The sequence below is a fragment of the Margalitia sp. FSL K6-0131 genome (assembly GCF_038008735.1).
GTDB lineage: Bacteria > Bacillota > Bacilli > Bacillales > Bacillaceae_C > Margalitia > Margalitia shackletonii.
The window spans coordinates 626,123-649,479 of the sequence record NZ_JBBOZS010000001.1; the positions used below are offsets into that span (position 1 = coordinate 626,123).

Consider the following 23,357-nt stretch of genomic DNA (forward strand, 5'->3'; position numbering starts at 1 on the left):
GTATGAAATGGAAGTTGACAGGAAGGTATTTATTATCTGTTGTATTGGTTGTTATTTTAGTTGTTTTTATTAATATTTTTCTTGCTTTAGCATTGCTCGTAGCACAGTCAGCTTTTAATGTACCAATCTTTCAGGAAAAGGAAACTTCTCCAGAACAATTTACAAGGCAGTTCGCTAGCCAAGTAAAAATCACCGATAATCATGTGACCATTACGGAAAAAGGGAAAAAAGAGTTAACGAAGAGGAACGCATGGATTCAAATTTTAGATGAAAATGGCAAAGAGGTATTTGGATTCAAAGTTCCACCGAAGGTCAAGCGAAAATACAATCCTTCAGAAATTGTACAAATGTACAAATATCAAGAATTTGTACATACAGTTGTCTATGTTGGTGCTAAGAAAAATTTAAGTTATTTTATAGGAATTGAAAATCCAAATTTAAATAGATATTTTATCTCTTATGATAATAACACCATCATTCGAGTACTAAAGGTTGGAACCGCTATTTTTATGGTTGATATTCTTATTGCTTTATTAGTCGGTTACTTTTTTAGCAAAAGACTTACTATCCCATTGCATAAATTAATCGAGGGCATTAAAAAGTTGGCAAATCGCGAGTTCTATCATCGTTGGGAAGCAAGAGGCATTTATAAAAATGTATTTTATAATTTAAATCATTTATCCAATCAACTACAAGCAACGGAAAAGGAACGAAGGAAATTAGATCTGATGAAGGAAGAGTGGATAGCAAATATTTCGCATGATATAAAAACTCCTTTATCCTCGATTCAAGGCTATGCAGAAATGATAAAGGATCCGGAATATGATTTTACTTTAGACGAAATAAGAGAATATGCGGAAATTATTGAAACAAAGTCCCTCTATATAAAAGAAGTGATGGAGGATCTAAATTTAACGACAAGATTAAAAAACAAAGAACTTGCTTTAAAGAAAACAGAAATGAATATTGTGGCGCTTTTACGCAGCGTTGTCATTGATATATTAAACGATCCTAAATACGCCGATCGGGATATTCAATTTCTTGTAAACGAAGAGAAGATTATGCTGGAAGTAGATGAAATTCTTTTTCGGAGAGCTATCAATAATTTGATTTATAATGCGGTTGTTCATAATAATAAAGATGTGAAAATAATCGTAAGCATCGAAAGGAATGAACACATCCATATAGTCATAAAAGACGATGGGAAAGGAATTAATAAGGAAGAACTGGAGAGAATATTTGATCGTTATTACCGTGGAACCAATACTGGTGCTGCACATAAAGGATCTGGATTGGGAATGGCAATAGCGAAGGATATTATTCAGGCCCATGATGGGGCGATTACGATTAGCAGTGAGGTTGGTCGGGGTACAACGATAGAAATGGAATTATAAATATTTCGGATGAAGGAGAGAGAGTTGAAATGGAAAGCTCAGTAATGAAAAAAGCATTGCAAGAATATGTAGATGCGTTCAATCAAAAAGATCTGGAACGATTAATATCACTCTTTGCGGATGATGCGAGCGTGGAGGATCCCGTCGGAAAACCTCTCAAGAAAGGTCGTCAAGAGATTGAGAAGTTTTATCGAGAAAGCATGTCAGGTGAAAGTAAACTTGAACTATTAGCACCTCCGCGCGGTTCGTTCAGTAACGCCGCTTCCATTACCTTTGCGGTTCACACCAAAATGGAGGGGCGTTCTGCTCGTATCGAGGTTACAGACGTAATGACCTTTAACAATGACGGGAAGATATCCACGATGCAAGCTTTTTGGGGTCCGGATGATTTGCGAATGGTTTAGATTTTGGTGGTAGCTCGGAAAGTTCAATAGAATGTGTGTAAAGGACAGACTCCTAGATAAGAGCAAGGGGATCTTGTCCTCCATTGGAAGTATGAAGGACAGATTGAAGGAAAGAATCAAGGAACAAGTCTTTCATCGTTAGTATGAAGGACAATGCGTAGGAAATCGAAGGGGGATCTGTCCTTCATTGGAAGTATGAAGGACAGGTTGATGGAAAGAATCAAGGAAAAAGTCCTTCATCGTTAGTATGAAGGACAATGCGTAGGAAATCGAAGGGGGATCTTGTCCTTCATTGGAAGTATGAAGGACAGATTAAAGGAAAGAATCAAGGAACAAGTCTTTCATCGTTGGTATGAAGGACAATAGGTAGGAAATTGAAGGGAGATCTGTCCTTCATTGGAAGTATGAAGGACAGGTTGAAGGAAAGAATCAAGGAAAAAGTCCTTCATCGTTGATATGAAGGACAATGAGTAGGAAATCGAAGGGGAATCTGTCCTTCATTGGAAGCATGAAGGACAGGTTGAAGGAAAGAATCAAGGAAAAAGTCCTTCATCGTTGATATGAGGGACAAAGTGTAGGAAATCGAAGGGGATCTTGTCCTTCATTGGAAGTATGAAGGACAAAATGCTTGGAAATACAGAAAAGTCATCACCTTTAATAAGAAATTATTAAAATATTATTGGTAATAGGACCATTGATGAACTCCGACAATATTATAATTCTCCCCCAAAACCCTCCTAACTCTCTTCTTAGAATCAATGATTTGACACCAATCATGAATGGCATTTGTAGTAATTTTTCGATCTGGAAAAAGAAGCTTATATTCATTCACACTGCGCAATACCCCTTCGGAAAATACTTCTTTATGCCCGCATTTTTCACATACAATATAGACTCTATCTATCGATAAGGCGAAGGAGTGGCATTTTTCACAAGTTATTCCTTTTTGCAATTGATCATAATCATAAGAAGGAAGCTGTGTATAAGGAGAATCTTCAATATGCAGTGAAATTAATTTTTCAGCAAGCATAGTATGTTTTTTATTTAACTTAGAGGAGTTTCTATCTAGTTGATTCAAATAGCGATTCACTTGAGTTGGGAAGATAAATGGCAAGTTAAGAGGTGCTTGGTATAAGGTAAACTCGGGGTTGATAAAAACGACCGAAGCAACAATGGGAACGGTAAATCCTATGCTTTGAAGGAGCTGGCGTAATAAGGATTCATTTCGTTTCAATTGGATTAATGGATTATTGACTTCTGATTTATTTTTCATAAAAAATTTATCTCTTTCGTAATAAAAATCCCCTTCAAAGTTTTTTATTTCAAAAAGGTACAACATCTCAGGTGTTAAAATCAGCGAGTCATTCTGGAAAGTAGTGCTATTCATTTGGAGCAATAAATCATTAATGATTAAGCAATCGCACTGAAGTTTCTCTGTCAGCAAATCAAACATTACTTCTCCTTCAAAACCCTTTTTTAAATAGAGATAGTGGTTTTTATCTTTCTCAGACAAATTCATACGCGAGTTTAAAATTTCTAAAACCAATAGTTCAGTAGATTTCGTTCGAGATTTAAAAGGCATTATTTTGGTTCATCCTTTCTATAATGAAATAGGAATGGAAAGGGGACATCCGCCCCCAAAATCCTTATTCAAAAATATAACCTACAACATCCAACGCTTGATCAATAGTCTCAACTGTTACATTTGCTTTATTGGAAAGCTCTTTTAGGGGATGGATTAAGGATTCATGTCTGATAATAATGGTAGGCTTGTTCAATGCAATAGCTGTGCTGGCGTCCATCGCAGTATTCCATTGTTTATACTTATCGCCGAATAACGCTATTACAATATCAGATTTTTGCATTAACACCTGTGTTCTGAAATTGTTAATATCCGATGCCGCGTCATCTTTGTATACATTTCCGGGTTGTTTCCCCAGAATGTCTTCTCCAATATTATCAGATCGTTCGTGGTCTGTTTGGGGTCCCACAAATACTAATGGAAGATTTCTTTCTTTTGCTTTCTTCTCTACTTCCTCTCTCCAATTATCGTGAATCTGCCCTGCCAGATAAACAGTTAATTCCATCATATCTCCTCCAGTAATGGTTATTGCCTATATTTTACCAAAAAGTAGTGTGGTATTGTCATAAAAGTTAGCGTGAAAAAGGAAAAAAGAGACAAATAGAGAATATATATGGTGGGGTGGAAACAGATGAAAACTATGCTTATATTGGCAAGTATCTCATTTTCAATCTTAATAACTGGCTGCGATATGACAAATAAACAATCAGAAAGTAAAACAATAGAAACACAAATGAAGGATGTACGAGAAACTGCATGGAGCTCACTTTCACCATCAGAGAAAAAAGAAGTAATTGGGACATGGAAAGAAGCCAGCATAACTAAAGTGATTGCAAACCCACAAAAGTTTTATTTAGATGACCGCTCCTATGAAGGGAAAGAACTTACCGTGGTAACGTTTCGCTCTAAAAAAAGTAAAATATTAGGTGATATCAGCAAACTTGTAGATGAAAAATCTCAAAAAGTTCTCGGTGCAGGATTTCGAGAGTAGTGAAGATGGAGATACCAATAGAACCTATTAAAAAAGCCTATATAACAGAGGCACTAAGGGTACTGTCAAATAAAATGAAGATACATATAACGCGGTAATGAGGGAAATGGAACGGAACTGACAGATTTTAGTGTACAAGACTTAATAGCTGAGGACTTTTGGGTGAATGATGACGGCGCGGTACATAACCGTTCTTTTTATAGAATAGCGGTATCAGATGTTTCAGATGAATGGGATTTTCAGCCAACAGGCGATGGAGAAGAACAAGGCTTAACAATTCATTTCTTCTGGATAAAGTTGTTGGGAAATATTTAGACTTTGTATTTGGCTTATAAATACTTGTAAGGAGTGCGATGTATGAAAACAATTGGAATGATTGGCGGTATGAGTTGGGAATCTTCTATTCTTTACTACCAATGGATTAATGAAGCAGTTAAAGAGAGATTAGGAGGTCATCATTCTGCAAAAAGCTTAATGTTTTCTGTGGACTTTGAACAAATAAAAGCATTCCAATATGCGGGGAAATGGGAGGAAGCGACCAATATTTTAGTGGACGCTGCCAAAAAGTTAGAACTTGGAGGTGCTGATTGTGTTGTGATTTGTACCAATACAATGCATAAAGTAGCTGAGAAGGTTCAGGAATCTACGAAATTCCCGTTATTACATATTGCGGATGCAACCGGCAAACAAATCGTTCAACAAGGTATAAAAAAGGTTGGTTTACTTGCGACCGCCTTTACGATGGAAGAAGAGTTTTACAAAGGGCGTTTAAAAGAATATGGTTTGGATATTTTAGTTCCTGAAAAGAGCGATCGCGAAAAAGTGCATGACATTATCTACAATGAGTTATGTCTTGGGAAGATCGAAGACTCCTCTCGATTAGCTTACATAGACATCATAAATAATCTTATTTCCGAAGGTGCTGAAGGCATTATTTTAGGATGTACGGAAATTACACTACTAATCTCTCAAAAGGATTGTAAAGTTCCTGTATTTGATACAACCCGAATACATGCAACAGCGGCGGTTGATTTTGCATTAAGTGAGAAATAGGATTTAAAAATCATATTTCCAAAAGGAGATAAGCAATGCAGAAAGTAAGAAAATATCACCGTGCATTCGGTGTATATGGAATATGCTATGAAAATGGGAAGCTATTCGTAATTAACAAGAATGGCGGTCCCTATAAAAATCGTTATGATCTTCCCGGTGGGGGCTTAGAAGAGGCAGAAAGCTTAACATCTGCAATGAAAAGAGAGTTCCTAGAAGAAACGGGATTCGAAATCGAAATCAAGCAAAACATAGGTGTAATAGACTTTATGCTCCCCTGGGATTGGAAGGAGTATACGGATGTACATCACATAGCTGTTTTTTATTCAGTTAAGATTATAGGCGGGGAGTTAACGAAGCCTATTCCATTTGATGGGCAGGATTCCCTTGGGGCATTGTGGATTTCGGAACCAGATGTCTCAATAGATAATTCTTCGCCGTTAGTTCTTAAAGCGTTTGAATGGATTAGAGAAAGTAATTTAGGATTACATGTAGAGGTCTATGAAAAATGGGAAGTAAAAAGTAAAAAGTAAAAATCAACAACCGTAACAAAAATCAAAAATTAGTTAGGGTGTTTACAATTGAACATATTATGGGACTTTGATGGAACCTTATTCGACACATATCCTGCATATTCCAACGTTTTTTCTCAGGTTTTAGGAGAAGCAGTGGATAAAAAGGAGATCTATGAAACATTAAAAATTTCCTTTTCTCACGCTGTTCATTATTATGGAATTACAGAAAATCAAATAAAAGAAATAGATACCTTGGAAAGTCAATTAGCTCCCAAAGACATAAAGCCTTTTGAAAACGCAGAAGAAATCTTAAAGTTTGCAAACAAAAATGTCATTATGACTCACAAGGATAGAAAAGGTGTTTTATCTATATTAGAGTACTATGGATGGGATAAATATTTTGCAGATATCGTCACGATTGATGATGGTTTTCCTCGGAAACCAAATTCAGCGGCCTACAAATATTTGCACGAAAAACACCATATTGATTTGGCTATTGGAGACAGAGAAATTGACCTTATTCCCGCAAAAGAATTAGGAATAGCCACATGCATTTTTCAAAATCAACATGTTAACGCAGATTATTATTTATCGAACTATGCTGATTTCTTTAAGTTAATGAAGGATTTTACTCATTCTTGAAAGTTATGGAAGGGGGAAACCGTATGAATACAAAACTTATATTGGTAGAAGGACTGCCCGGATTCGGGAAATCAACTACCGCTAAATTAATTCATGAGATTCTTACGGAAAGAAACATCCCAGCTGAGTTATTTTTAGAAGGGAATCTGGATCATCCGGCTGATTATGATGGAGTTTCCTGTTTCGATGAAAAAGAATTCGATGGATTGTTAGCGAATTGTGGAGATTTAAAAGAAGTGTTTATAAATGGAGTGAAGAAAAAGGGAAACAATTATTTTTTACCATATAGAAAAATACAAAACGAATATGGTTCCATGTTTTCTGATGAATTATTAAATATTATTTTTACCTTTGATATATATGAATTACCACTAGAACGTAATATGGAATTAATTACGCAAAAATGGGCCGAATTCACGGAAAAAGCCATGTCGGATAATAATACATATATTTTCGAATGCTGCTTCATACAAAACCCCATAACCGTTGCTATGGTAAAATACGGTGAGCAGAAAGAAAAAGTTATGGATTATGTGATGAAATTAGCAAAAATAATAGACCGTTTAGATCCGCTATTAATTTATGTAGAACAAGATGACCTACAGTTTTCATTTAAGAAAGCAATCGAGGAAAGACCACAAGAATGGTCATCTGGATTCATTGACTACTACACAAATCAAGGCTATGGGAAAGAACGGGGATATAAGGGCCTAGACGGTACTCTGAAAGTACTGGAGGCTAGAAGAGCTATTGAAAAAGAAGTTTTTGATCTTTTAAAAATGAAAAAGCAAAAAATCAATAATTCTCAATATGAAATGGAAAGAAATAAGGAATTACTAATGGAGAAGTTGAATTTATAGAAAAAAAGTGTGTTCCTTCGTAAAAGGAATGCACTTTTTTGTGTTAACTTCCCGCCTTTACTATTTTGTTTTTAATCACATTAATAAGAAGAATAATTAGTGGAATGACAATAAAAAAGGTAATAAAATAGCTGGGCAATATGCTAAGAAAGAAGCTTGACAGTTGCTGAAAACTCTTTGCAATCCACATGCTGAACAACACTTGTAAAAAGCCTAAAGGGAAAATCAAGAGTTTTTCATCTGATAAGTTTAGCCATTGAGCGGCAGTCTTTGTGACGACGTAATACAGAGTTGTAATCTTAACAAATGTACCTAGTATCCAAACGGCTAAAAGCCCTGCCTCTATATGTTCAAAAAATTCCCCTATACTTACATATCGGACTACAGTAAGTAATGGTGTTAATGCATAATAAGAAAACCTCCCTAAAACAAAAATAACGACAAGATTAACGAACATTAATGTAACGGTAATAGCAATTCCGGTGTATACTCCCCATTTTAATCCTTTTGAATTGTTTTTTAGATGCGGAAGGAAAAAAGATATAAGAAATAACTCACAAAACCAAGAGGTAAGAACCACACCACCTTTCATGGAAGGCATCACACCATTCTCCATGATTGGTAATATATTTTTTGGATTCATGTAGATTAGCATAATAAATAAGAATAGAAAAAGCGGAATGCAAAAGAACGGAAAAAAGATCTGTCCTAGTCGGGCAATTACCTCTAAGCCACCATGAACGGCATAGGCACTAAAAACCATAATAATGACCGAAATGATGATCATCGGTGTTTCATTAAGAAAAGTTCCCCAAACAAAATTTGCATATTCTTTTATAACGATTCCATTAAAATGAAGGAAAAATAGCAAATAAACAAAACCGATTATTTTTCCTAAAAATTTCCCAGCCACTATTTCAGAATATTGGATAAATGTTTTGTCAGGGAAGCTTTTATATAATTGATACGCGATAATGATGGCAATAAACCCAGCTAAAGATGCCCAAAGCGGGGAAATCCAAGAATCTTGTTTTGCCACCTGCCCGGTTAATAGAGGCATATTAATGATTCCAGTAGCAAGTACGGTTGGATATAGGACAAATCCGGTTTGTAAAGCAGATATTTGTATTTTTTTCGTCATATTGTTATTCACTCCTAAAATACCTACTTATGTGTCCTTAATAGTGGGGGATATAGTTTTCCTACTAGCTGAGTAGGCCCAGGGAAATCGGGTTTAACAATAAGAAGAGCAGCGATAGCCAAACAAAAGAATATAAAAATAGCATATATCCATTTTTCCCTTTTTGTTTTGGTCTTTAAATAGGGTCGCTGTAATAGTGTGGCTATGATGGTAAAGAGGATGACTCCAATTAATTTTAGAAAAACCACTACTCTTCACTCCTGATTCCCTTAATCCGTTGGAATAGTCAAAAGCCCCGGTCCAATAATATGGGAGTCTATTTCAACATCCAGCTTCATATTTCGAAAAATATCATCCCAATGATTTCGTTCTCTCTTCCACTCATTTGGGTATTTACGATGGAATTCTTCTGCAAAACCGACAACATCGGAGTCCATATCTTTCTGTAATTTGGTAAAGGATTGCTTTATTCTTTTGCTAATATCGATATTCATTTCCTTTTCAATTTTTCGAACAGTAGTAAGGTTCATTATGTCAAGATTGGTTACATTTTCGACTATTTCCCCCTTCGCTGAAGCTTTTGCAATCATTTTCCATTGGCCATTTTTAATAACGGGAATCAATCGGATGGTTGCTTGAAAGGGGGATAATGTAATGGTGCCTTTCTCTCCAAGAGGATCTCTCACAACCACCTGGCTTTCTTTCACCTCATTTCTCAGCCACATGACGCCGCGTGTTAAAGAATCATTTAAAATACCGATCATTTTTCCTTTTTTTAAGATAGCCGTCCCATTAATATAGGGGATCGTTTCTTTTGGAGAATCTGTTGGATTGGGCGGCAATATACTTACATATGGCAGAAAGATGGCATTGGATGGACCTAGCTTCATCTCCATAAAATCTTTTACAGTAATGGACATTAATACATGTTGTTTGCTTAGTAAAGATAATACTCGTCCGGACTGTTTCTCCATTGGCGGCTCAACATTTAAAGCTTCTTTTGCATCTCCATCACTAACAAACAAAAGAGCTTGTTCCCGTGTTTGGGGAGCACGAACGATATAATCGGCTGCATCATAAATTCCTTTCTTTGCTAATTTTTTTCCGAATACAAAGACATTGCAATGTCCCCAAAATATTTTGCGGGGAATCTTTTCCTGTAGCTTGGAGGCTGCATCGGCAACCGTTAACCCTTTCGCTGTTCGAACGATAGTAAATTTTCCTCCACCACCCCCAGCTCCACCACCTCCGCTGTTACTAGTACTATGAGGATTTAATACTTGTGCGGATAATTCAATTTCCCCATTTTCCGTTAAATCAATAGCAGCAGCTAAGATAATCGCTAGTTGATTCAGCTCTCGACTATTTCCACAACCGCTTAATAAAAATGAGGTCAAGAATAATGGCAAAATTAATTTATGCATTTGATTCTCCTTCTACCCGGGGTTGTTCATCCATTCTTATTCTTTTTTTCACACCTTACCTGGATTTTTCATCGTCAACAGTTTGTTTTTTTCACGTTTTACCATAAAAACTACTCATTTGTCGGTGGTTTAGGTTTTTGATTGCTAGATTGTCGATACTGATTATACTTTCCAGTTAGTCGCGGACGTGTATTGAATTTCCAAAAAGGGGCACGAACAAGTGAGTCCTTAAATTGATCCGCATGGGCAGGGGCTAATGTGGATAGATAAGGGACCCCAAAGGAGCGTAGTTTACATAAATGAATGACTATTCCGCAAATGCCAAGCATAATTCCAAGAATTCCTAAGGTTCCTGCCAAAATCATCATTGGAAATCGTAATATTCGCAGAGAAAATCCAAAAGCATATCTTGGAATCATAAAGGAAGCGATTCCCGTTATCGATACTACGATAACCATTGCAGGTGAGACGATTCCAGCTTGAACGGCGGATTCTCCGATGACGAGTGCTCCAACAATACTAACTGCGGAACCAATTTGTTTTGGAAGTCGCAACCCTGCCTCTCGCAATGCCTCGAATGTAATTTCCATAAGAAATGCCTCAATAAATGTCGGAAAAGGAACAAATTCTCTAGCTGAAGCCATTGAAATAATCAAGTCAGTAGGAATCATTTCCTGATGGAATGTCGTTAGTGCTATATAAAATGAAGGGAGCAGCAGAGATACTAAAAAAAATGGATACCGAATCCATCTAATCATGGTACTTATAATATATCGTTGATAATAGTCTTCAGATGATTGAATAAAAGAAAACAAGGTAGCTGGTGCTATTATGGAAAAAGGTGTTCCATCAACTAAGATGGCGATTCGTCCTTCCAACAAATTAGCTACAACCGTATCTGGCCTTTCCGTTGATAGTAATTGCGGAAAAGGAGATCGCGGTGTGTCTTCAATGAATTCCTCGATGTAACTGCTTTCCAAAATGCCGTCAATATCGATTCCTTCCAATCTCTGCTTTGCTTCCTCAATGAGTTGAGTAGCTGCAAGGTCTTCAATATATACTAGAACCACAGATGTTTGCGAATACTTTCCAATGGACATTTGAAGCATTTTTAATTTAGGACTGTGTATTTTTCTTCGTAATAGGGAGGTGTTGACTGCTAGTACCTCTGTAAATCCTTCGCGAGGTCCGCGTATAACAGATTCACCAACTGGTTCCTCAATACTTCTCTTTTCCGATTTCGCAAGTCCTACTGAAAGTGCCGATTCATCGCCATCCATAATTAGTACAGGGAGCCCTGCACTAATCGATTGGATGCATTCCTCATATGTTTTCAGAGTTTTCATTTGGGAAACTGGAATCATTGAAAATCTCTCACCTGAGGCCCCTTCTGTCGTTAAAAGGGGCTTAATGACGTTTTCATTTAATTCCTCTGGATCGGATAAACCTTGAATGTAAATGATGACCGCTTTCCTTTGCTCAATCGTTTCAAAACAATGAAAAACAATGTCGAAACAATCTTTATAAGTATTCTGGAAAAATTGTAAGTCTTCACTGTAAATGCCGGTTATTTTTCCTTTTATATCTTTATTTTCAACTGGCTTGTCTATCTTTTTGTGGAAAAGTTTACGAAGCATTCTTTGAGCCACCACCATTTACATTCCTTGAAGATTTACTCTGATTTGGCATATTTTATATTGTGCATAATCATTTTTTACCATACATTTTTTTAAAAATACTTGAGTTTTCTCCTTGTACTGGTAAGTGAAATTTTTGTACAAAATATAAATTTCTTTTACTAAAAATATAATGGAACAAAGGTAGTGGAATAGTTCACCTAATTAACGAGTATGTAAGGAGATTAAGGTATGGCATATACTTTTAACAACACTAACGTTAGTCAATGGAACAGCAATCTTGATGCAATATACGATGTTATCGAGCGGGGAATGGCTGCGAAAGAGGTTGTATGTTCGATTACAACGGGCTTCAGGTCGGTCCTAGCTCTGCGGACGAACCCAGGACTTAACCCTTATCATGCTTCTGTGGCAGATATAGGCTATGGGTTTGATGCGGTACAGGGAACTATCAATCGTTTAAAAAAAGAGGAAACTAGTCAACATATGCTGGAAATGCTTGTTTTTGATTTAGATACATTAAGAATTAGTGAAAAACAGTTAAGCCCCAACTTTGAAATGGCTGTTAAAGGTGCGACACCAGATGTGTATTATTTAGTGAATTTAAGCCGAAATTTAAATAGGCAAATAGGGCAAATGATTAACGAAGCAAATAGACTGGGTCAAGAGCTTTTGGGCAAAGAATGGTATAAAATACATGCCCGCATCCAAAATATTCAAGCAATCCCGCGTCTTTAGGGAGGGGGAGAAAATGCTCAATCCACCAAAATCAATGGATAATGATGAGAGAAAACGGCTGCTAGATTGGTGGAATACAATGGAGGCAGCCAAACCAATGGTGCGTACATTAATGTCTTTAACGACTGAGCTGCGCGTACATCCAGCGTCAAGCAATGCAAATGGTATTATCCTTTTTTACCGTGCTGCTTCGGAAGTTTCCTATGGATATGCCGGTGTTAGAGGATGTATCAGGAGAGCTTTTACAGAAGAATATGGAGATGGTCTTCGGATGAATATGGTAAAGTGTCATAGCTTTGCCGAAAGATTTTCAGAGGATATGAAAGTACTGCTCGAACTGGTAGCAAATAATATTAAAGATCAGGAAGCATTGCAGATTGTTAATAGGATTAGAAAGACATTAGTTGAAAATGATGAAAGGTTAAAGGAAATACAACAAAGAGCCGATGCGTTTTTTGGAAGAGAGACCTTTTATTCGTTGCAGCAGAAGATGAAGAAAACTTTAACATTGCCGGAAAGATAAAAGGACTGATGTTTGGATCCATCAGTCCTTTTGTATTATAGATTTCTTTATTAAGTCTCTATCAGGCATCGGTAACTACATAGTTCTTATTATCTTAATGTTTTAAATGCGCCGCTCCATGCAATAACTTGGTCAAGCATCGCATTTACATTATCTGTGTGCATGTCAGCTGGTTTGAAATTACTGAAGTTTTCAAAGTCAGTAAATAAGGATAGTGTTGGGTGTGTACGAACACTTGCTACTTGTAATTCCGCTAAAATTCCGCGTAAATGCTCAGCCGCACGTGCTCCGCCTGTTGAACCATAGCTTACGATTCCAGCCGCTTTATTGTTCCATTCTTGATATGCAGAATCTAATGCATTTTTTAATGCGCCAGTAATGCTATGATTATATTCTTGAGTAATGAATACATATCCATCAAGGTTTGCTACCTTTTCCTTCCAAGCTTGAACACCTGCTTCTTCCCCAGTACCTTCACCTAGGAAAGGCAATTTATATTCAGAAATATCAACGATTTCATAGTTTGCATCTTCACGTTTGTCAGCGATTCCTTTAACCCATTCGCCTACTTGAGGACTTACTCTTCCTTGACGTGTACTGCCTAAAATAATACCTATATTTAATTTTGTATTTGACATGATTTCTTCCTCCTTAGATTGATTTCCAAATAATTTGTTTAAGAAACCCATTATTTAACCTTCCCTTACAAATTTAATCTTACTATTAAAAAGTAAGTAAGTTTAACTTCGTAATTGATTATAATATGGATATGTATAAAAGTAAAGCTTTAAACATGAAATAATAAAAAAACAATTAGTCGAACTATATTAGAGGGCATACAATTAAAAGATAATAGTGTAGACAAAGCAGTAGTCGTTATCCTGATAAACGGCCATTTGTTTGGAAACTAGAGGAGAAAATAAATTCATTGACATTATACCCTGTAGGGTATATGATGAATCTTGTTAAAGTTATTCCTTTTACGGAATGCAATTCGCAGGCATATGTAAAGGGGATTATAACGAAATTGGATATACCACTTTAGATTAATGTAAGATAGTAGAAATAGAAAATGTATGTTACAAGGAGGCGAGATTATGTACTATGACGATCAAATGAAAAATCGTGTAAAGCGGATTGAGGGGCAGCTGCGAGGAATTTTAAAAATGATGGAAGAGAACAAGGATTGCAAAGAAGTAATTACACAGTTATCCGCATCCCGAACTGCCATTGATCGAACGATTGGCGTTATCGTAAGCTCTAATTTGGTAGAATGCGTTCAAAAGGCTACGGAAAAAGGGGATGGAAGCGCAGAAGAACTAGTAAAAGAGGCGGTTAATCTTCTTGTAAAAAGCCGTTAAATCTTGGGGGAAATCAACCCCTTTCATTTTGATTTCTATAATACCCTTTGGGGTAATATATTTTTAAAATTTTTATATACCTATACGGGTATGAGTAAATAATTAGAAGGAGGAAAACTTTTATGACAAAAAGGACAACCATCGTATTATTCAGCGGTGATTACGACAAAGCAATGGCAGCTTATATCATTGCAAACGGCGCGGCAGCTTATGATCATGAGGTAACGATTTTTCATACCTTCTGGGGGTTAAACGCATTACGAAAAACTGAAAATATCCAAGTGAAAAAAGGTTTTATGGAAAAAATGTTTGGGAAAATGATGCCAAAAGGTGCAGATAAAATGGGCCTGTCGAAAATGAACTTTGCTGGAATGGGTCCTAAAATGATAAAAGGGGTTATAAAAAAACACAATGCATTAACTTTGCCGCAGCTTATCGAAATGGCACAGGAACAAGACGTAAAGTTGGTAGCATGCACGATGACAATGGACCTTTTAGGGCTACAAAAGGAAGAGTTTGTAGATAACCTTGAATATGCAGGTGTAGCTGCCTATTTGGCGGATGCACAAGATGGAAATGTTAATTTGTTTATTTAATTGGGAGGAATGAAAAATGAAAGAAATCACACCAAGAGAGGTTGAAAAACTTTTAGAAGAAGGGAAAAAGCTTAATATTATTGATGTCCGCGAAGTAGATGAAGTAGCAGCCGGAAAAATACCTAGTGCTGTAAATATTCCGTTAGGTTTCATTGAATTACGAATGGACGAGTTGAACAAGGATACAGAATATATCATGGTATGCCGTTCCGGTGGCAGAAGCGGCCGTGCTGCACAATTATTAGAAAGTGAAGGGTTTCAAGTTGTGAATATGACTGGCGGAATGCTAGCTTGGGAAGGCAAAGTGGAATAAATTTTTTTAATTGGGTATATACCCATATAGGTATAAAACAGGAGGAATCAATATGGAAAGCATAACAACAAATGCTATTTTAGATGCAAAAGGATTAGCATGTCCGATGCCAATTGTAAATACAAAAAAAGCTCTGAAAACACTTGAGCCAGGACAGGTTTTGGAGGTGCAAGCCACTGATAGAGGATCAAAAGCAGACATGAAGGCTTGGGCAGAGAGTACCGGTCACCAATATTTAGGTACCATCGAAGAAGGAGATGTATTAAAGCATTACTTAAGAAAAGCTTCCAATGAAGAAGAACAAGAAAAAGTGCATGCAAATACAATCCATAATGATGAGCTTTTAAAGAAACTGGATGCGGCCGAAAACATCGTTGTTCTTGATGTAAGAGAAACTGCTGAATATGCTTTCAATCATATTCCAACCGCTATGTCGATTCCTTTAGGAGAGCTGGAGGATCATGTGGACGGACTTAATAAAGAAGATGAAATTTATGTGGTATGCCGTTCTGGCAATCGCAGTGATCTTGCAGCACAAATGTTAGTGAAAAAAGGATTTACAAAGGTGGTAAACGTTATTCCGGGTATGAGTCAGTGGTCCGGTAAAACAGAAAGTAATATTGAATAATTTTTTATCATTTACTATACCGTAGGGGGTAATGAAGTATATGACAATCAGCGAAATGACATCAAAAGCAGTTACACAAAAAATATTTAATAAAGAACCATTATTTATATTAGATGTAAGAAATGAAAGTGATTTTCACGATTGGAAGATTGAAGGCGAGAACTTTGATTATTTAAATGTTCCTTATTTTGAATTGCTGGATGGTGTAGAGGAGATTTTAAATAAACTGCCTTCTGATAAAGAGATATTAGTAGTATGTGCAAAAGAAGGATCATCTGTTATGGTGGCGAATATGCTTTCGGAGGTATCCTATTTAAAAGGTGGAATGAAGGCTTGGAGTGAGCATTTAGAACCTATTAAAGTAGGCGACTTAAAAGATGGAGGGGAAATTTATCAATTCGTCCGAATCGGAAAAGGCTGTCTATCCTATATGGTTGTCTCTAACGGTGAAGCAGCGTTGATTGATGCTACACGGATGACGGATATTTATCTGAATTTTGCTGACAGCATTGGGGCCAAAATCACATATGTATTTGATACCCACCTCCATGCAGATCACATTTCAGGTGGACGCCATATTGCTGAGAAAACGGGTGCCATTTACATGCTACCGCCAAAGGATGCAACGGAGGTAACCTTTGAATATCAGCCATTAGAAGATGGGAATGAAGTAATTATAGGAAATACTGCAATCCATATTCAGGCTCTTTATTCACCAGGTCACACCATTGGCTCTACTTCTTTTATTGTGGATGAAAAATATTTATTATCTGGGGATATTCTATTTATTGATTCCATTGGACGACCTGATTTAGCGGGGAAAGCAGAGGATTGGGTAGAAGATTTGAGAGAAACACTGTACAAGAAGTATCGTGAATTATCGGAGGAGCTCATGGTTCTTCCTGCCCATTTTATGATTATTGATGAATTAAATGATGATGGAACTGTAGCGGCAAAGCTAGGTACATTATTTGCAAAAAATCATGGATTAAAGATAGAGGATGAGCATGAATTTCGGAAATTAGTGACAGAGAATTTACCACCGCAGCCGAATTCATACCAGGAAATTCGGGAAACAAACATGGGAAAAATCAGTCCTGAAGAAGAAAAACAGCGTGAAATGGAAATCGGTCCAAACCGATGTGCCGTTCGCTAACAATAAAGGCTCTTTTCTTAAACTTTGAAGTCTTTTGTAATCGAAAAGCCTTTTATTTGGCCTACGACGCAAAGCCTATAAATAGTGACGGAACACAAGAATTGAAAACAGCCTACAATAATAGAGGAGGAATATTATAATGGAAGTAAGCAAAGTGTTAGACGCAAAAGGACTTGCATGTCCAATGCCGATTGTAAAAACGAAGAAAGCGATGATGGATCTTGATTCCGGTCAAGTATTAGAAATTCATGCGACAGATAAAGGGGCAAAAAACGACCTTTCTGCATGGGCAAAATCTGGTGGTCATGAGCTTTTAAAATTGGAAGAAGAGAATGATGTAATGAAGTTTTGGATTAAAAAGGCTTAAAAATAAGGGGACCGGAAAAGGTTCCCTTATTAAGGAGGTTTTCTCTTTGGATATTAGCTTCATTGTTACTATATTTATTATTGGTTTTATCGGTTCCTTTATATCAGGTATGTTGGGGATAGGCGGCGCGATTATCAATTTTCCATTGCTATTGTATATTCCGACATTTTTAGGTGTAGCTCATTTTACATCACACGAGGTCTCAGGAATTACTGCCATTCAAGTGTTATTTGCAACCATTGGCGGTGTCTGGACTTATCGCAAAGGAGAGTTTTTAAATAAAAAGCTGATTGTCTACATGGGCATAAGTATTTTAATTGGGAGCTTTGTTGGCAGCTTTGGTTCTAATCATATGCCGGAAAGCGGGATTAATGTAATTTATGGAATTTTAGCAGTGATAGCAGTAGTCATGATGTTTATTCCGAAAAAAGGTATTGATGATATTCCCTTCGATCAAGTGAAATTTAATGGATGGCTCGCCGCGATTCTTGCGTTAATTGTAGGAATAGGTGCTGGTATTGTAGGAGCAGGCGGATCCTTCCTGTTAGTGCCAATCATGTTAACGGTATTAAAAATACCAACGAGAATGACGATCGCTTCTTCGTTAGCTATTACCTTTATTTCGTCCATCGGTTCCACGATAGGCAAAGTTACGACTGGTCAAATTGATTACGCACCAGCCATTATTATGATTGTGGCAAGCTTAATTGCCGCACCAATCGGCGCAAAAGTCAGCAGAAAAATGAACACTAAAATCCTCCAAGTGATTTTAGCTGTGTTAATTTGTATCACCGCTATTAAGGTTTGGATGGATATTTTATAAGAGTACTGAAAGGGTTGCCATTAAAAATCTTTGGCAGCTCTATTTCTTAGTTGCTTTTTAGACATATTATGGAGGAAAATGAAGGAATTATAGTAGGAGATATAAGAGATTTATGATAAGGAGGAAAAAAATGAAAATTAGTAAACTGGACCATCTTGTTTTAACAGTAAGGGATATCCAACATACATGTAATTTCTACGAAAATGTATTAGGTATGAAGGTCGTAACATTTGGTGAGGGACGGAAAGCACTGCAATTTGGTAAGCAAAAAATAAATTTACATCAAATTGGAAAGGAATTCGAACCAAAAGCAAAGCATCCAACACCCGGATCGGCGGATTTGTGTTTTATTAGCGAGTCGCCAATGGAAGATATTCTAGATCAATTAGCAAAAAATAATATAACCATAATAGAAGGTCCAGTATATCGAACTGGTGCATTAGGGAAAATCCATTCTGTTTACTTTAGGGACCCGGATCAAAACTTGATTGAAGTTTCTAATTATGTGGAGCAATTGGAGGATTAAACGATAATTTTTGCGGAGGTGAGAGTGTGAATAAAGATATTCTCTATAAAAATCCGAAAACGATTTTGAATAAAGGCACGGGTTATCTATCGGGATACACCCATTCACTTAATCCGTACACGGGTTGCTCATTTGGCTGCTCCTACTGCTATGTTCGGCAAATGCCCGTCTCTCTTTTTCGGGAAGGGGAATGGGGGGAGTGGGTAGATGTGAAAAATGGAGCAGCAGATTTGTTAAAAAAGGAGCTACAAAGAGCAAAAAAGAAGGGCGACGTTACTATTTTTATGTCATCCAGTACAGATCCGTACCAGCCAATAGAATATAAGGAAAAAGTGACTCGTTCTTTATTGGAAGTTATGGTCCAGGATCCACCTGATTTTTTATTGGTACAAACGAGAAGTCCTCTTGTACGCAGGGACATTGATTTGTTTCAACAAATGGGGGAGAAAGTGCGAATCAGTATGACCATTGAGACCGATTTGGAAAGCGTTAGGAAACATTTTACTCCTGGTGCTCCACCTGTGAATGCACGCCTGAAAACACTTCAGATGTTAAAGGACGCCGGTATCCCAACTCAAGCAACGATTGCGCCGGTGTTACCAAGCAGTGAGGCCTTCCCAGAAATATTAAAAACATTAGTGCAACGTGTCTGTGTGGATGATTATTTTATGGGTGATGGCAGCGGAGGGAAGCGGACAAAAAGATTAGGGATGGAGAAGAAGTATGAGGAGCTTGGATTACAGGAATGGTATGAACCCAATGCATATAAGATTGTTGTAGATAGGTTGAAAAAAGTATTTCCAGCACAGCAGATTTTCGTAAGCCAACTCGGATTTGAACCTTGATGAAGGACACTTTGAATTATTCAAAGTGTAGGGAAAAAGAAAACAAAATAGTAGTAGAATTGTGCTCGAAATCGGGATTGTGCTGAGAAAAAGGGAACAATAGTGGTAGGATTGTGCCCGAAATCAAGAGAGTGCGAGGAAAAAGGGAACAATAGTGGTAGAATTGTGCCCGAAATCGAGAGAGTGCAAGGAAAAAGGGAACAATAGTGGTAGAATTGTGCCCGAAATCAAGAGAGTACAAGGAAAAAGGGAACAATAGTAGCAGGATTGTGCCCGAAATCAAGAGAGTACAAGGAAAAGGGAACAATAGTGGTAGAATTGTGCCCGTAATCAAGAGAGTAAAAACAATTTTATTCTAAGCATCGATGATGGCCCCCCCTTTATTGATAACCAGAAAGCAAATGTCTTTAGTAATCTAAAAAAGGAAGCACAATTTGTCTTCCATATGTACTCCCTTCCTAATTATTTGCTTGTAATTTCTCTCATAAAAGTTAAAGTAAAATCTTCAATAAACGCAGGAATATCCGCATCCATCCCAATCCAATCAAGGGTTTCCTCTGGTTCCTGTGTTGGCTTAGGCCGGAAATCAGCAATGCTTTTGCCGCGTGCTGACCCGAATTGCTCCACTGTTACTCTCCGGGGCACATAAGTGACGAGATTCGGATTCACAATCGCACTAACCGCAAGGACATCGTGTAAAGGTGCCGCCTTAATTCCCGGTACATTTTTTTTATAGGCATTAAGATAATAATCATAAGCGGGTTTAATGATATGATTAAAAGGTGACTTGCCTTTTTCTGCAATATAGCTTATTACCTTGGGAGGTATAAGGGCTCTGCTTGTTATGTTTAATGGGTGTAAGTAGATGTTTTTCGCTTTTTCCATCACTTGGTTGGCTGCAATAGGGTCCGAATAAAAATTAGCTTCTGCTTCTGGAGTTACATTGCCTGGACCGAGGAATGCACCGCCCATAATATATAAGGCATTTATATTCTGATAAACCTCTGATCCATAGATAATTAGCGGCAATGCCACATCTGTTTGCCTACCCACGCCAACAATAATCAAGTTTTTCGGATAGGTAGTTACAATTTCAATAATTTTATTTATATCATAAACATTTACTTCCTTTGAATTGTTTGGAGGCTGTATCGGTCCAAATCCGCCTTTTCCATGGATTTCTGGATAAAATTGAGCTGGTTCTCCTGATAAAGGTCCCGATGATCCGGCAATAATCGGAATATCCCGTTTCCCTGCTAAATTCAATAAATAGGCAGTATGCGCCACCGATTCCTCCTTCGTAATATTTCCATACCCGCTTACGACTCCGACAACTTTTATTTCGGGGTGCAAAAGTGCATACATAAGCGCAAACGCATCATCCACACCCGAATCCACAAACATTAAAACATTGTACAAAAATAATTCCTCCTTTTCAGGATGAAAGGACAGGTCCCTCGTCCCATTGCAACCGACTTCAGCAGATGATGTTTTGCTTTTATCTTACGATGCTCAAGGGGACAGGTCCTTATCCCACACCTATCGACCTCTACTAAAGATGTTTTTATATATTTTATGATGATTAGGCAGGAATGACCTTAAATCATTTCTAACTAAGATTGTGCTTAATCTGAGTATTCCAGAGTCTAAGCTGAAAGGTAAACGGAAATAATATGTCTAAATTCATAAAAAGAACATCTATTTTGAATATTATGTTAAAATTAGGTGGGGGGTGAGACTATGAGCAAAAAGAGTAGACTATTATATTTTGTAATGGGCTTGTTTACGGCCCTTTTACTATTGCCCTTGCTATATGCACTGGGTATGCCTTCCTATGCTGATGTATTGACTGCAATATTTGGGGATGGGAGCATTATTTAGGCTACATCTTTTTCGCTAATACTTCTTCTGTTGATTACGATCGGTATGGGGAAAATAATTAAACGGTAAGGCACATAAAAAACGTCGAGATACAAGTGATCTTCGCGTTTTTTATGTGCCTGCTTCAAGTTCATTTATTTTGAATTAGAATATAGAAGACACACTTCCAGTATTACCGACTTAAAAATCAGAACCCTTTTCAAATACACATTCCCCTTGAATATATGTTTTTACAACAGAGGAACGTAAATCAAAAGGATCTCCACTCCAAATAGCGAAGTCTGCATCCTTTCCTGCTTCAATACTTCCAACCCTTTCCTCGACACCTAAGTGCTTTGCCGCATTGATGGTGATGGCTTTTAAAGCATCCGTTTCTGACAATCCGTTCTTCACCGCCATTATGGCACTAGTCATTAAGTGTTCAATTCCTACGACCGGATGATCTGTTGTAATCGATACGGAAACACCAGCATTTGTAAGAGCAACAAGAGTATGCCAGCCCTTATTAGCAAGCTCTACCTTGGATTTGGAGGACATGGTTGGTCCGACCGAAACCATAACATCGTGCTCGGCAATAAAATCAGCAATCAGATGTCCTTCTGTACAATGTTCAATCGTGATATCAATATTGAATTCCCGCTTCAGTCTTAAAACAGTGGCAATATCATCTGCGCGGTGGGCGTGAACACGAAGTGGAATTTCTTTATTTAATACCTTGCAAAGATTTTCTAGTCCAAGATTGCGGGCAACCTTCCCATTTTCAAACTGCATTTTATAGTGCTCTGCTTCCATGAACTTTTCCCGCAATCTTGCGGCTACGCCCATTCTGGTTGTCGGCATTTTTCCTTTACCGCCGTGGACATTTTTAGGGTTCTCACCAGTAGCGGCTTTCATTCCTGATGGCTCCCGTAAAACCATTTGATCCACAACAGTTCCTTTCGTTTTGACAACCACCATCTCACCGCCGATCACATTAGCACTTCCAGGCATAATTTGCACAGTGGTTATCCCTGATTTTCTGGCAACTTCAAAACCAGGCTCAAAAGGGTTAATTCCATCAAGGGAACGGACCTGTGATGTAACTTCTGAACTTGTTTCATTTACATCCTGACCTGCTTTTCCGACACCTTCTTCATGTACCCCAAGATGTGTATGTACATCAATTAAACCTGGGGTGACAATTTTCCCTTCGACGTCGATGACTTTACACCCTTCCGGAATAGAAAGTGATGTTCCGATTTGCGAAAACTTTCCATCTTCAATAACGATTTTCCCATTGTCTATAACATTTCCAGTGCCATCAAACACTTTTGCGTTGATAATAGATAACATGGACATCCTCCTTGTTAACGGTTGATTTCAGAAGATTTCAACTATATAATTATTCATAATATATCATTTTTAGATAGTAAAGTATATTTTTAGTATTGAAAAAGAGTTATAGATTTAAGAATTACTACTGATTTCAGTTGGGAAAGAGAAATTTTTTTGTCGGAAGAAGGAAATTTATGAAATATGAAATCGATGAATTAGACCGTGCCATGATTAAATTGCTCTCAGGGGATGGGCGCATGTCTTTTACCGAGTTGTCTTCCCGATTAAATGTTACAGAAAAAACAGTGAGAGCAAGGTATAAGAACTTAATAGAAAACGATATTTTAAGTGTTGTAGGAGTGGTGAATCCGATTGCGCTTGGATTAAAGGCAGAAGCGATTATTCAGATGAAAATTCAATCTGGTATGCTGCAAACAGCAATTGAGGAGTTAAAAAACATCCGTGAAATTCGTTTTATCACTATGACATCCGGAGATTACCCACTGCTCGCCCAAATCACTGTGCAAAATCAGGATGAAATTACAAATATCCTTTATAAGCTGGATCAAATTCCATGTATTAAAGAATATAAATCAATGATTCAATTGCAAGTCTATAAAAATACTTTCGAATATATTTAGAGAAG

Annotated in this window: 29 protein-coding genes; 21 read left to right on the forward strand and 8 right to left on the reverse strand. The window is 37.3% G+C overall.

All coding sequences use genetic code 11. From position 1 onward, the window contains the following. The first annotated feature begins 2 nt into the window (after positions 1-2). Both NSQ59_RS03190 and NSQ59_RS03195 read left to right on the forward strand, forming a co-directional pair. Positions 3-1,394, forward strand: a complete 1,392-nt coding sequence (locus NSQ59_RS03190) for a sensor histidine kinase (RefSeq protein WP_055738225.1) — start codon at positions 3-5, stop codon at positions 1,392-1,394. 29 nt (positions 1,395-1,423) lie between these two features. Continuing rightward, a complete protein-coding gene (locus NSQ59_RS03195) occupies positions 1,424-1,798 on the forward strand; it encodes a steroid Delta-isomerase (RefSeq protein WP_340829147.1) in 375 nt (124 codons plus the stop codon). A gap of 676 nt (positions 1,799-2,474) precedes the next feature. Here NSQ59_RS03195 and NSQ59_RS03200 read toward each other — a convergent pair. Both NSQ59_RS03200 and NSQ59_RS03205 read right to left on the reverse strand, forming a co-directional pair. After that, on the reverse strand, positions 2,475-3,380 hold the full coding sequence (locus NSQ59_RS03200; RefSeq protein ID WP_055738226.1) for a nuclease-related domain-containing protein: 906 nt from the start codon (positions 3,378-3,380) through the stop codon (positions 2,475-2,477). Positions 3,381-3,444: 64 nt separating this feature from the next. After that, complete coding sequence (locus tag NSQ59_RS03205; RefSeq protein WP_126647548.1) at positions 3,445-3,885, reverse strand: YtoQ family protein; 441 nt, start codon at positions 3,883-3,885, stop codon at positions 3,445-3,447. Positions 3,886-4,011: 126 nt separating this feature from the next. On the opposite strand from NSQ59_RS03205, the gene NSQ59_RS03210 reads away from it, so the two are divergent. The 6 genes from NSQ59_RS03210 (at position 4,012) to NSQ59_RS03235 (ending at position 7,438) form a co-directional block, all read left to right on the forward strand. Continuing rightward, positions 4,012-4,371 (forward strand): hypothetical protein, encoded by a 360-nt coding sequence (locus NSQ59_RS03210; protein WP_340829156.1) that lies wholly within the window; start codon positions 4,012-4,014, stop codon positions 4,369-4,371. 162 nt (positions 4,372-4,533) lie between these two features. Further along, complete coding sequence (locus NSQ59_RS03215) at positions 4,534-4,686, forward strand: hypothetical protein (protein WP_183101966.1); 153 nt, start codon at positions 4,534-4,536, stop codon at positions 4,684-4,686. Positions 4,687-4,728: 42 nt separating this feature from the next. Then, positions 4,729-5,424, forward strand: a complete 696-nt coding sequence (locus tag NSQ59_RS03220) for an aspartate/glutamate racemase family protein (RefSeq protein WP_340829161.1) — start codon at positions 4,729-4,731, stop codon at positions 5,422-5,424. Between the two features lie 35 nt (positions 5,425-5,459). Then, positions 5,460-5,954: an NUDIX hydrolase gene (locus NSQ59_RS03225; protein ID WP_340829164.1), complete on the forward strand. Its 495-nt coding sequence runs from the start codon at positions 5,460-5,462 to the stop codon at positions 5,952-5,954. A gap of 48 nt (positions 5,955-6,002) precedes the next feature. After that, on the forward strand, positions 6,003-6,578 hold the full coding sequence (locus tag NSQ59_RS03230; RefSeq protein ID WP_340829167.1) for an HAD-IA family hydrolase: 576 nt from the start codon (positions 6,003-6,005) through the stop codon (positions 6,576-6,578). A gap of 23 nt (positions 6,579-6,601) precedes the next feature. Then, the gene (locus tag NSQ59_RS03235) at positions 6,602-7,438 is read left to right on the forward strand and encodes a hypothetical protein (RefSeq protein ID WP_340829170.1); all 837 of its coding nucleotides are present in this window, start codon (positions 6,602-6,604) and stop codon (positions 7,436-7,438) included. Between the two features lie 43 nt (positions 7,439-7,481). Here the strand turns inward: NSQ59_RS03235 and NSQ59_RS03240 are convergent, their stop codons facing one another. From NSQ59_RS03240 to NSQ59_RS03250, 3 genes are all read right to left on the reverse strand, one after another. Beyond that, complete coding sequence (locus tag NSQ59_RS03240) at positions 7,482-8,579, reverse strand: GerAB/ArcD/ProY family transporter (protein WP_340829174.1); 1,098 nt, start codon at positions 8,577-8,579, stop codon at positions 7,482-7,484. A 269-nt stretch (positions 8,580-8,848) separates the two neighbouring features. Continuing rightward, positions 8,849-10,003 carry a Ger(x)C family spore germination protein gene (locus tag NSQ59_RS03245; RefSeq protein WP_055738235.1) on the reverse strand — a complete coding sequence of 385 codons (1,155 nt, stop codon included), beginning with the start codon at positions 10,001-10,003 and terminating at the stop codon, positions 8,849-8,851. Between the two features lie 110 nt (positions 10,004-10,113). Further along, complete coding sequence (locus NSQ59_RS03250; protein ID WP_340829180.1) at positions 10,114-11,640, reverse strand: spore germination protein; 1,527 nt, start codon at positions 11,638-11,640, stop codon at positions 10,114-10,116. Between the two features lie 231 nt (positions 11,641-11,871). Between NSQ59_RS03250 and NSQ59_RS03255 the strand changes: the two genes are divergently transcribed. Next, positions 11,872-12,378, forward strand: coding sequence for a hypothetical protein (locus NSQ59_RS03255; protein WP_126647540.1), 507 nt, complete (start codon positions 11,872-11,874; stop codon positions 12,376-12,378). 13 nt (positions 12,379-12,391) lie between these two features. Continuing rightward, positions 12,392-12,901, forward strand: coding sequence for a hypothetical protein (locus NSQ59_RS03260; RefSeq protein ID WP_340829183.1), 510 nt, complete (start codon positions 12,392-12,394; stop codon positions 12,899-12,901). A gap of 89 nt (positions 12,902-12,990) precedes the next feature. On the opposite strand, the gene NSQ59_RS03265 is transcribed toward NSQ59_RS03260, so the two are convergent. Next, positions 12,991-13,590, reverse strand: coding sequence for an NADPH-dependent FMN reductase (locus tag NSQ59_RS03265; protein WP_340829187.1), 600 nt, complete (start codon positions 13,588-13,590; stop codon positions 12,991-12,993). 408 nt (positions 13,591-13,998) lie between these two features. Here NSQ59_RS03265 and NSQ59_RS03270 point away from each other — a divergent pair, with 408 nt between their 5' ends. From NSQ59_RS03270 to NSQ59_RS03310, 9 genes are all read left to right on the forward strand, one after another. Beyond that, positions 13,999-14,262, forward strand: coding sequence for a metal-sensitive transcriptional regulator (locus tag NSQ59_RS03270; protein WP_055738240.1), 264 nt, complete (start codon positions 13,999-14,001; stop codon positions 14,260-14,262). Positions 14,263-14,384: 122 nt separating this feature from the next. After that, positions 14,385-14,858 carry a DsrE/DsrF/DrsH-like family protein gene (locus tag NSQ59_RS03275; RefSeq protein WP_055738241.1) on the forward strand — a complete coding sequence of 158 codons (474 nt, stop codon included), beginning with the start codon at positions 14,385-14,387 and terminating at the stop codon, positions 14,856-14,858. A 16-nt stretch (positions 14,859-14,874) separates the two neighbouring features. Next, positions 14,875-15,171, forward strand: a complete 297-nt coding sequence (locus NSQ59_RS03280; protein ID WP_340829190.1) for a rhodanese-like domain-containing protein — start codon at positions 14,875-14,877, stop codon at positions 15,169-15,171. A 52-nt stretch (positions 15,172-15,223) separates the two neighbouring features. Next, the gene (locus NSQ59_RS03285; protein ID WP_340829193.1) at positions 15,224-15,799 is read left to right on the forward strand and encodes a sulfurtransferase TusA family protein; all 576 of its coding nucleotides are present in this window, start codon (positions 15,224-15,226) and stop codon (positions 15,797-15,799) included. Positions 15,800-15,839: 40 nt separating this feature from the next. Beyond that, positions 15,840-16,955: an MBL fold metallo-hydrolase gene (locus NSQ59_RS03290; protein ID WP_340829195.1), complete on the forward strand. Its 1,116-nt coding sequence runs from the start codon at positions 15,840-15,842 to the stop codon at positions 16,953-16,955. 139 nt (positions 16,956-17,094) lie between these two features. After that, entirely contained in the window at positions 17,095-17,322 is a 228-nt protein-coding gene (locus NSQ59_RS03295; protein WP_055738244.1) for a sulfurtransferase TusA family protein, read from the forward strand. A 46-nt stretch (positions 17,323-17,368) separates the two neighbouring features. Continuing rightward, positions 17,369-18,145: a sulfite exporter TauE/SafE family protein gene (locus NSQ59_RS03300; protein ID WP_055738245.1), complete on the forward strand. Its 777-nt coding sequence runs from the start codon at positions 17,369-17,371 to the stop codon at positions 18,143-18,145. Between the two features lie 130 nt (positions 18,146-18,275). Beyond that, a complete protein-coding gene (locus NSQ59_RS03305) occupies positions 18,276-18,671 on the forward strand; it encodes a VOC family protein (RefSeq protein WP_055738246.1) in 396 nt (131 codons plus the stop codon). Positions 18,672-18,697: 26 nt separating this feature from the next. Then, positions 18,698-19,516 (forward strand): SPL family radical SAM protein, encoded by an 819-nt coding sequence (locus NSQ59_RS03310; RefSeq protein WP_340829200.1) that lies wholly within the window; start codon positions 18,698-18,700, stop codon positions 19,514-19,516. A 462-nt stretch (positions 19,517-19,978) separates the two neighbouring features. Here NSQ59_RS03310 and NSQ59_RS03315 read toward each other — a convergent pair whose 3' ends face one another. Further along, positions 19,979-20,935, reverse strand: coding sequence for a nucleoside hydrolase (locus tag NSQ59_RS03315; protein ID WP_340829202.1), 957 nt, complete (start codon positions 20,933-20,935; stop codon positions 19,979-19,981). A 321-nt stretch (positions 20,936-21,256) separates the two neighbouring features. Here NSQ59_RS03315 and NSQ59_RS03320 point away from each other — a divergent pair, with 321 nt between their 5' ends. After that, positions 21,257-21,397 (forward strand): hypothetical protein, encoded by a 141-nt coding sequence (locus tag NSQ59_RS03320; RefSeq protein ID WP_340829206.1) that lies wholly within the window; start codon positions 21,257-21,259, stop codon positions 21,395-21,397. Positions 21,398-21,577: 180 nt separating this feature from the next. On the opposite strand, the gene NSQ59_RS03325 is transcribed toward NSQ59_RS03320, so the two are convergent. After that, positions 21,578-22,729, reverse strand: coding sequence for an amidohydrolase (locus tag NSQ59_RS03325; protein ID WP_340829208.1), 1,152 nt, complete (start codon positions 22,727-22,729; stop codon positions 21,578-21,580). A 176-nt stretch (positions 22,730-22,905) separates the two neighbouring features. Between NSQ59_RS03325 and NSQ59_RS03330 the strand changes: the two genes are divergently transcribed. Continuing rightward, positions 22,906-23,352: an Lrp/AsnC family transcriptional regulator gene (locus NSQ59_RS03330; protein WP_055738251.1), complete on the forward strand. Its 447-nt coding sequence runs from the start codon at positions 22,906-22,908 to the stop codon at positions 23,350-23,352. Positions 23,353-23,357: the final 5 nt, after the last annotated feature.

What these genes read in the sequence shown, in the direction of transcription:
- NSQ59_RS03210 (WP_340829156.1), top strand. Translation starts at nt 4,012, where the DNA reads ATGAAAACTATGCTTATATTGGCAAGTATCTCATTTTCAATCTTAATA.
- NSQ59_RS03255 (WP_126647540.1), top strand. Translation starts at nt 11,872, where the DNA reads ATGGCATATACTTTTAACAACACTAACGTTAGTCAATGGAACAGCAAT.
- NSQ59_RS03190 (WP_055738225.1), top strand. Translation starts at nt 3, where the DNA reads ATGAAATGGAAGTTGACAGGAAGGTATTTATTATCTGTTGTATTGGTT.
- NSQ59_RS03200 (WP_055738226.1), bottom strand. Translation starts at nt 3,380, where the DNA reads ATGCCTTTTAAATCTCGAACGAAATCTACTGAACTATTGGTTTTAGAA.
- NSQ59_RS03260 (WP_340829183.1), top strand. Translation starts at nt 12,392, where the DNA reads ATGCTCAATCCACCAAAATCAATGGATAATGATGAGAGAAAACGGCTG.
- NSQ59_RS03245 (WP_055738235.1), bottom strand. Translation starts at nt 10,003, where the DNA reads ATGCATAAATTAATTTTGCCATTATTCTTGACCTCATTTTTATTAAGC.
- NSQ59_RS03280 (WP_340829190.1), top strand. Translation starts at nt 14,875, where the DNA reads ATGAAAGAAATCACACCAAGAGAGGTTGAAAAACTTTTAGAAGAAGGG.
- NSQ59_RS03205 (WP_126647548.1), bottom strand. Translation starts at nt 3,885, where the DNA reads ATGGAATTAACTGTTTATCTGGCAGGGCAGATTCACGATAATTGGAGA.
- NSQ59_RS03320 (WP_340829206.1), top strand. Translation starts at nt 21,257, where the DNA reads ATGAGCAAAAAGAGTAGACTATTATATTTTGTAATGGGCTTGTTTACG.
- NSQ59_RS03240 (WP_340829174.1), bottom strand. Translation starts at nt 8,579, where the DNA reads ATGACGAAAAAAATACAAATATCTGCTTTACAAACCGGATTTGTCCTA.
- NSQ59_RS03250 (WP_340829180.1), bottom strand. Translation starts at nt 11,640, where the DNA reads ATGCTTCGTAAACTTTTCCACAAAAAGATAGACAAGCCAGTTGAAAAT.
- NSQ59_RS03295 (WP_055738244.1), top strand. Translation starts at nt 17,095, where the DNA reads ATGGAAGTAAGCAAAGTGTTAGACGCAAAAGGACTTGCATGTCCAATG.
- NSQ59_RS03270 (WP_055738240.1), top strand. Translation starts at nt 13,999, where the DNA reads ATGTACTATGACGATCAAATGAAAAATCGTGTAAAGCGGATTGAGGGG.
- NSQ59_RS03305 (WP_055738246.1), top strand. Translation starts at nt 18,276, where the DNA reads ATGAAAATTAGTAAACTGGACCATCTTGTTTTAACAGTAAGGGATATC.
- NSQ59_RS03275 (WP_055738241.1), top strand. Translation starts at nt 14,385, where the DNA reads ATGACAAAAAGGACAACCATCGTATTATTCAGCGGTGATTACGACAAA.
- NSQ59_RS03220 (WP_340829161.1), top strand. Translation starts at nt 4,729, where the DNA reads ATGAAAACAATTGGAATGATTGGCGGTATGAGTTGGGAATCTTCTATT.
- NSQ59_RS03235 (WP_340829170.1), top strand. Translation starts at nt 6,602, where the DNA reads ATGAATACAAAACTTATATTGGTAGAAGGACTGCCCGGATTCGGGAAA.
- NSQ59_RS03195 (WP_340829147.1), top strand. Translation starts at nt 1,424, where the DNA reads ATGGAAAGCTCAGTAATGAAAAAAGCATTGCAAGAATATGTAGATGCG.
- NSQ59_RS03325 (WP_340829208.1), bottom strand. Translation starts at nt 22,729, where the DNA reads ATGTTATCTATTATCAACGCAAAAGTGTTTGATGGCACTGGAAATGTT.
- NSQ59_RS03265 (WP_340829187.1), bottom strand. Translation starts at nt 13,590, where the DNA reads ATGGGTTTCTTAAACAAATTATTTGGAAATCAATCTAAGGAGGAAGAA.
- NSQ59_RS03290 (WP_340829195.1), top strand. Translation starts at nt 15,840, where the DNA reads ATGACAATCAGCGAAATGACATCAAAAGCAGTTACACAAAAAATATTT.
- NSQ59_RS03225 (WP_340829164.1), top strand. Translation starts at nt 5,460, where the DNA reads ATGCAGAAAGTAAGAAAATATCACCGTGCATTCGGTGTATATGGAATA.
- NSQ59_RS03285 (WP_340829193.1), top strand. Translation starts at nt 15,224, where the DNA reads ATGGAAAGCATAACAACAAATGCTATTTTAGATGCAAAAGGATTAGCA.
- NSQ59_RS03330 (WP_055738251.1), top strand. Translation starts at nt 22,906, where the DNA reads ATGAAATATGAAATCGATGAATTAGACCGTGCCATGATTAAATTGCTC.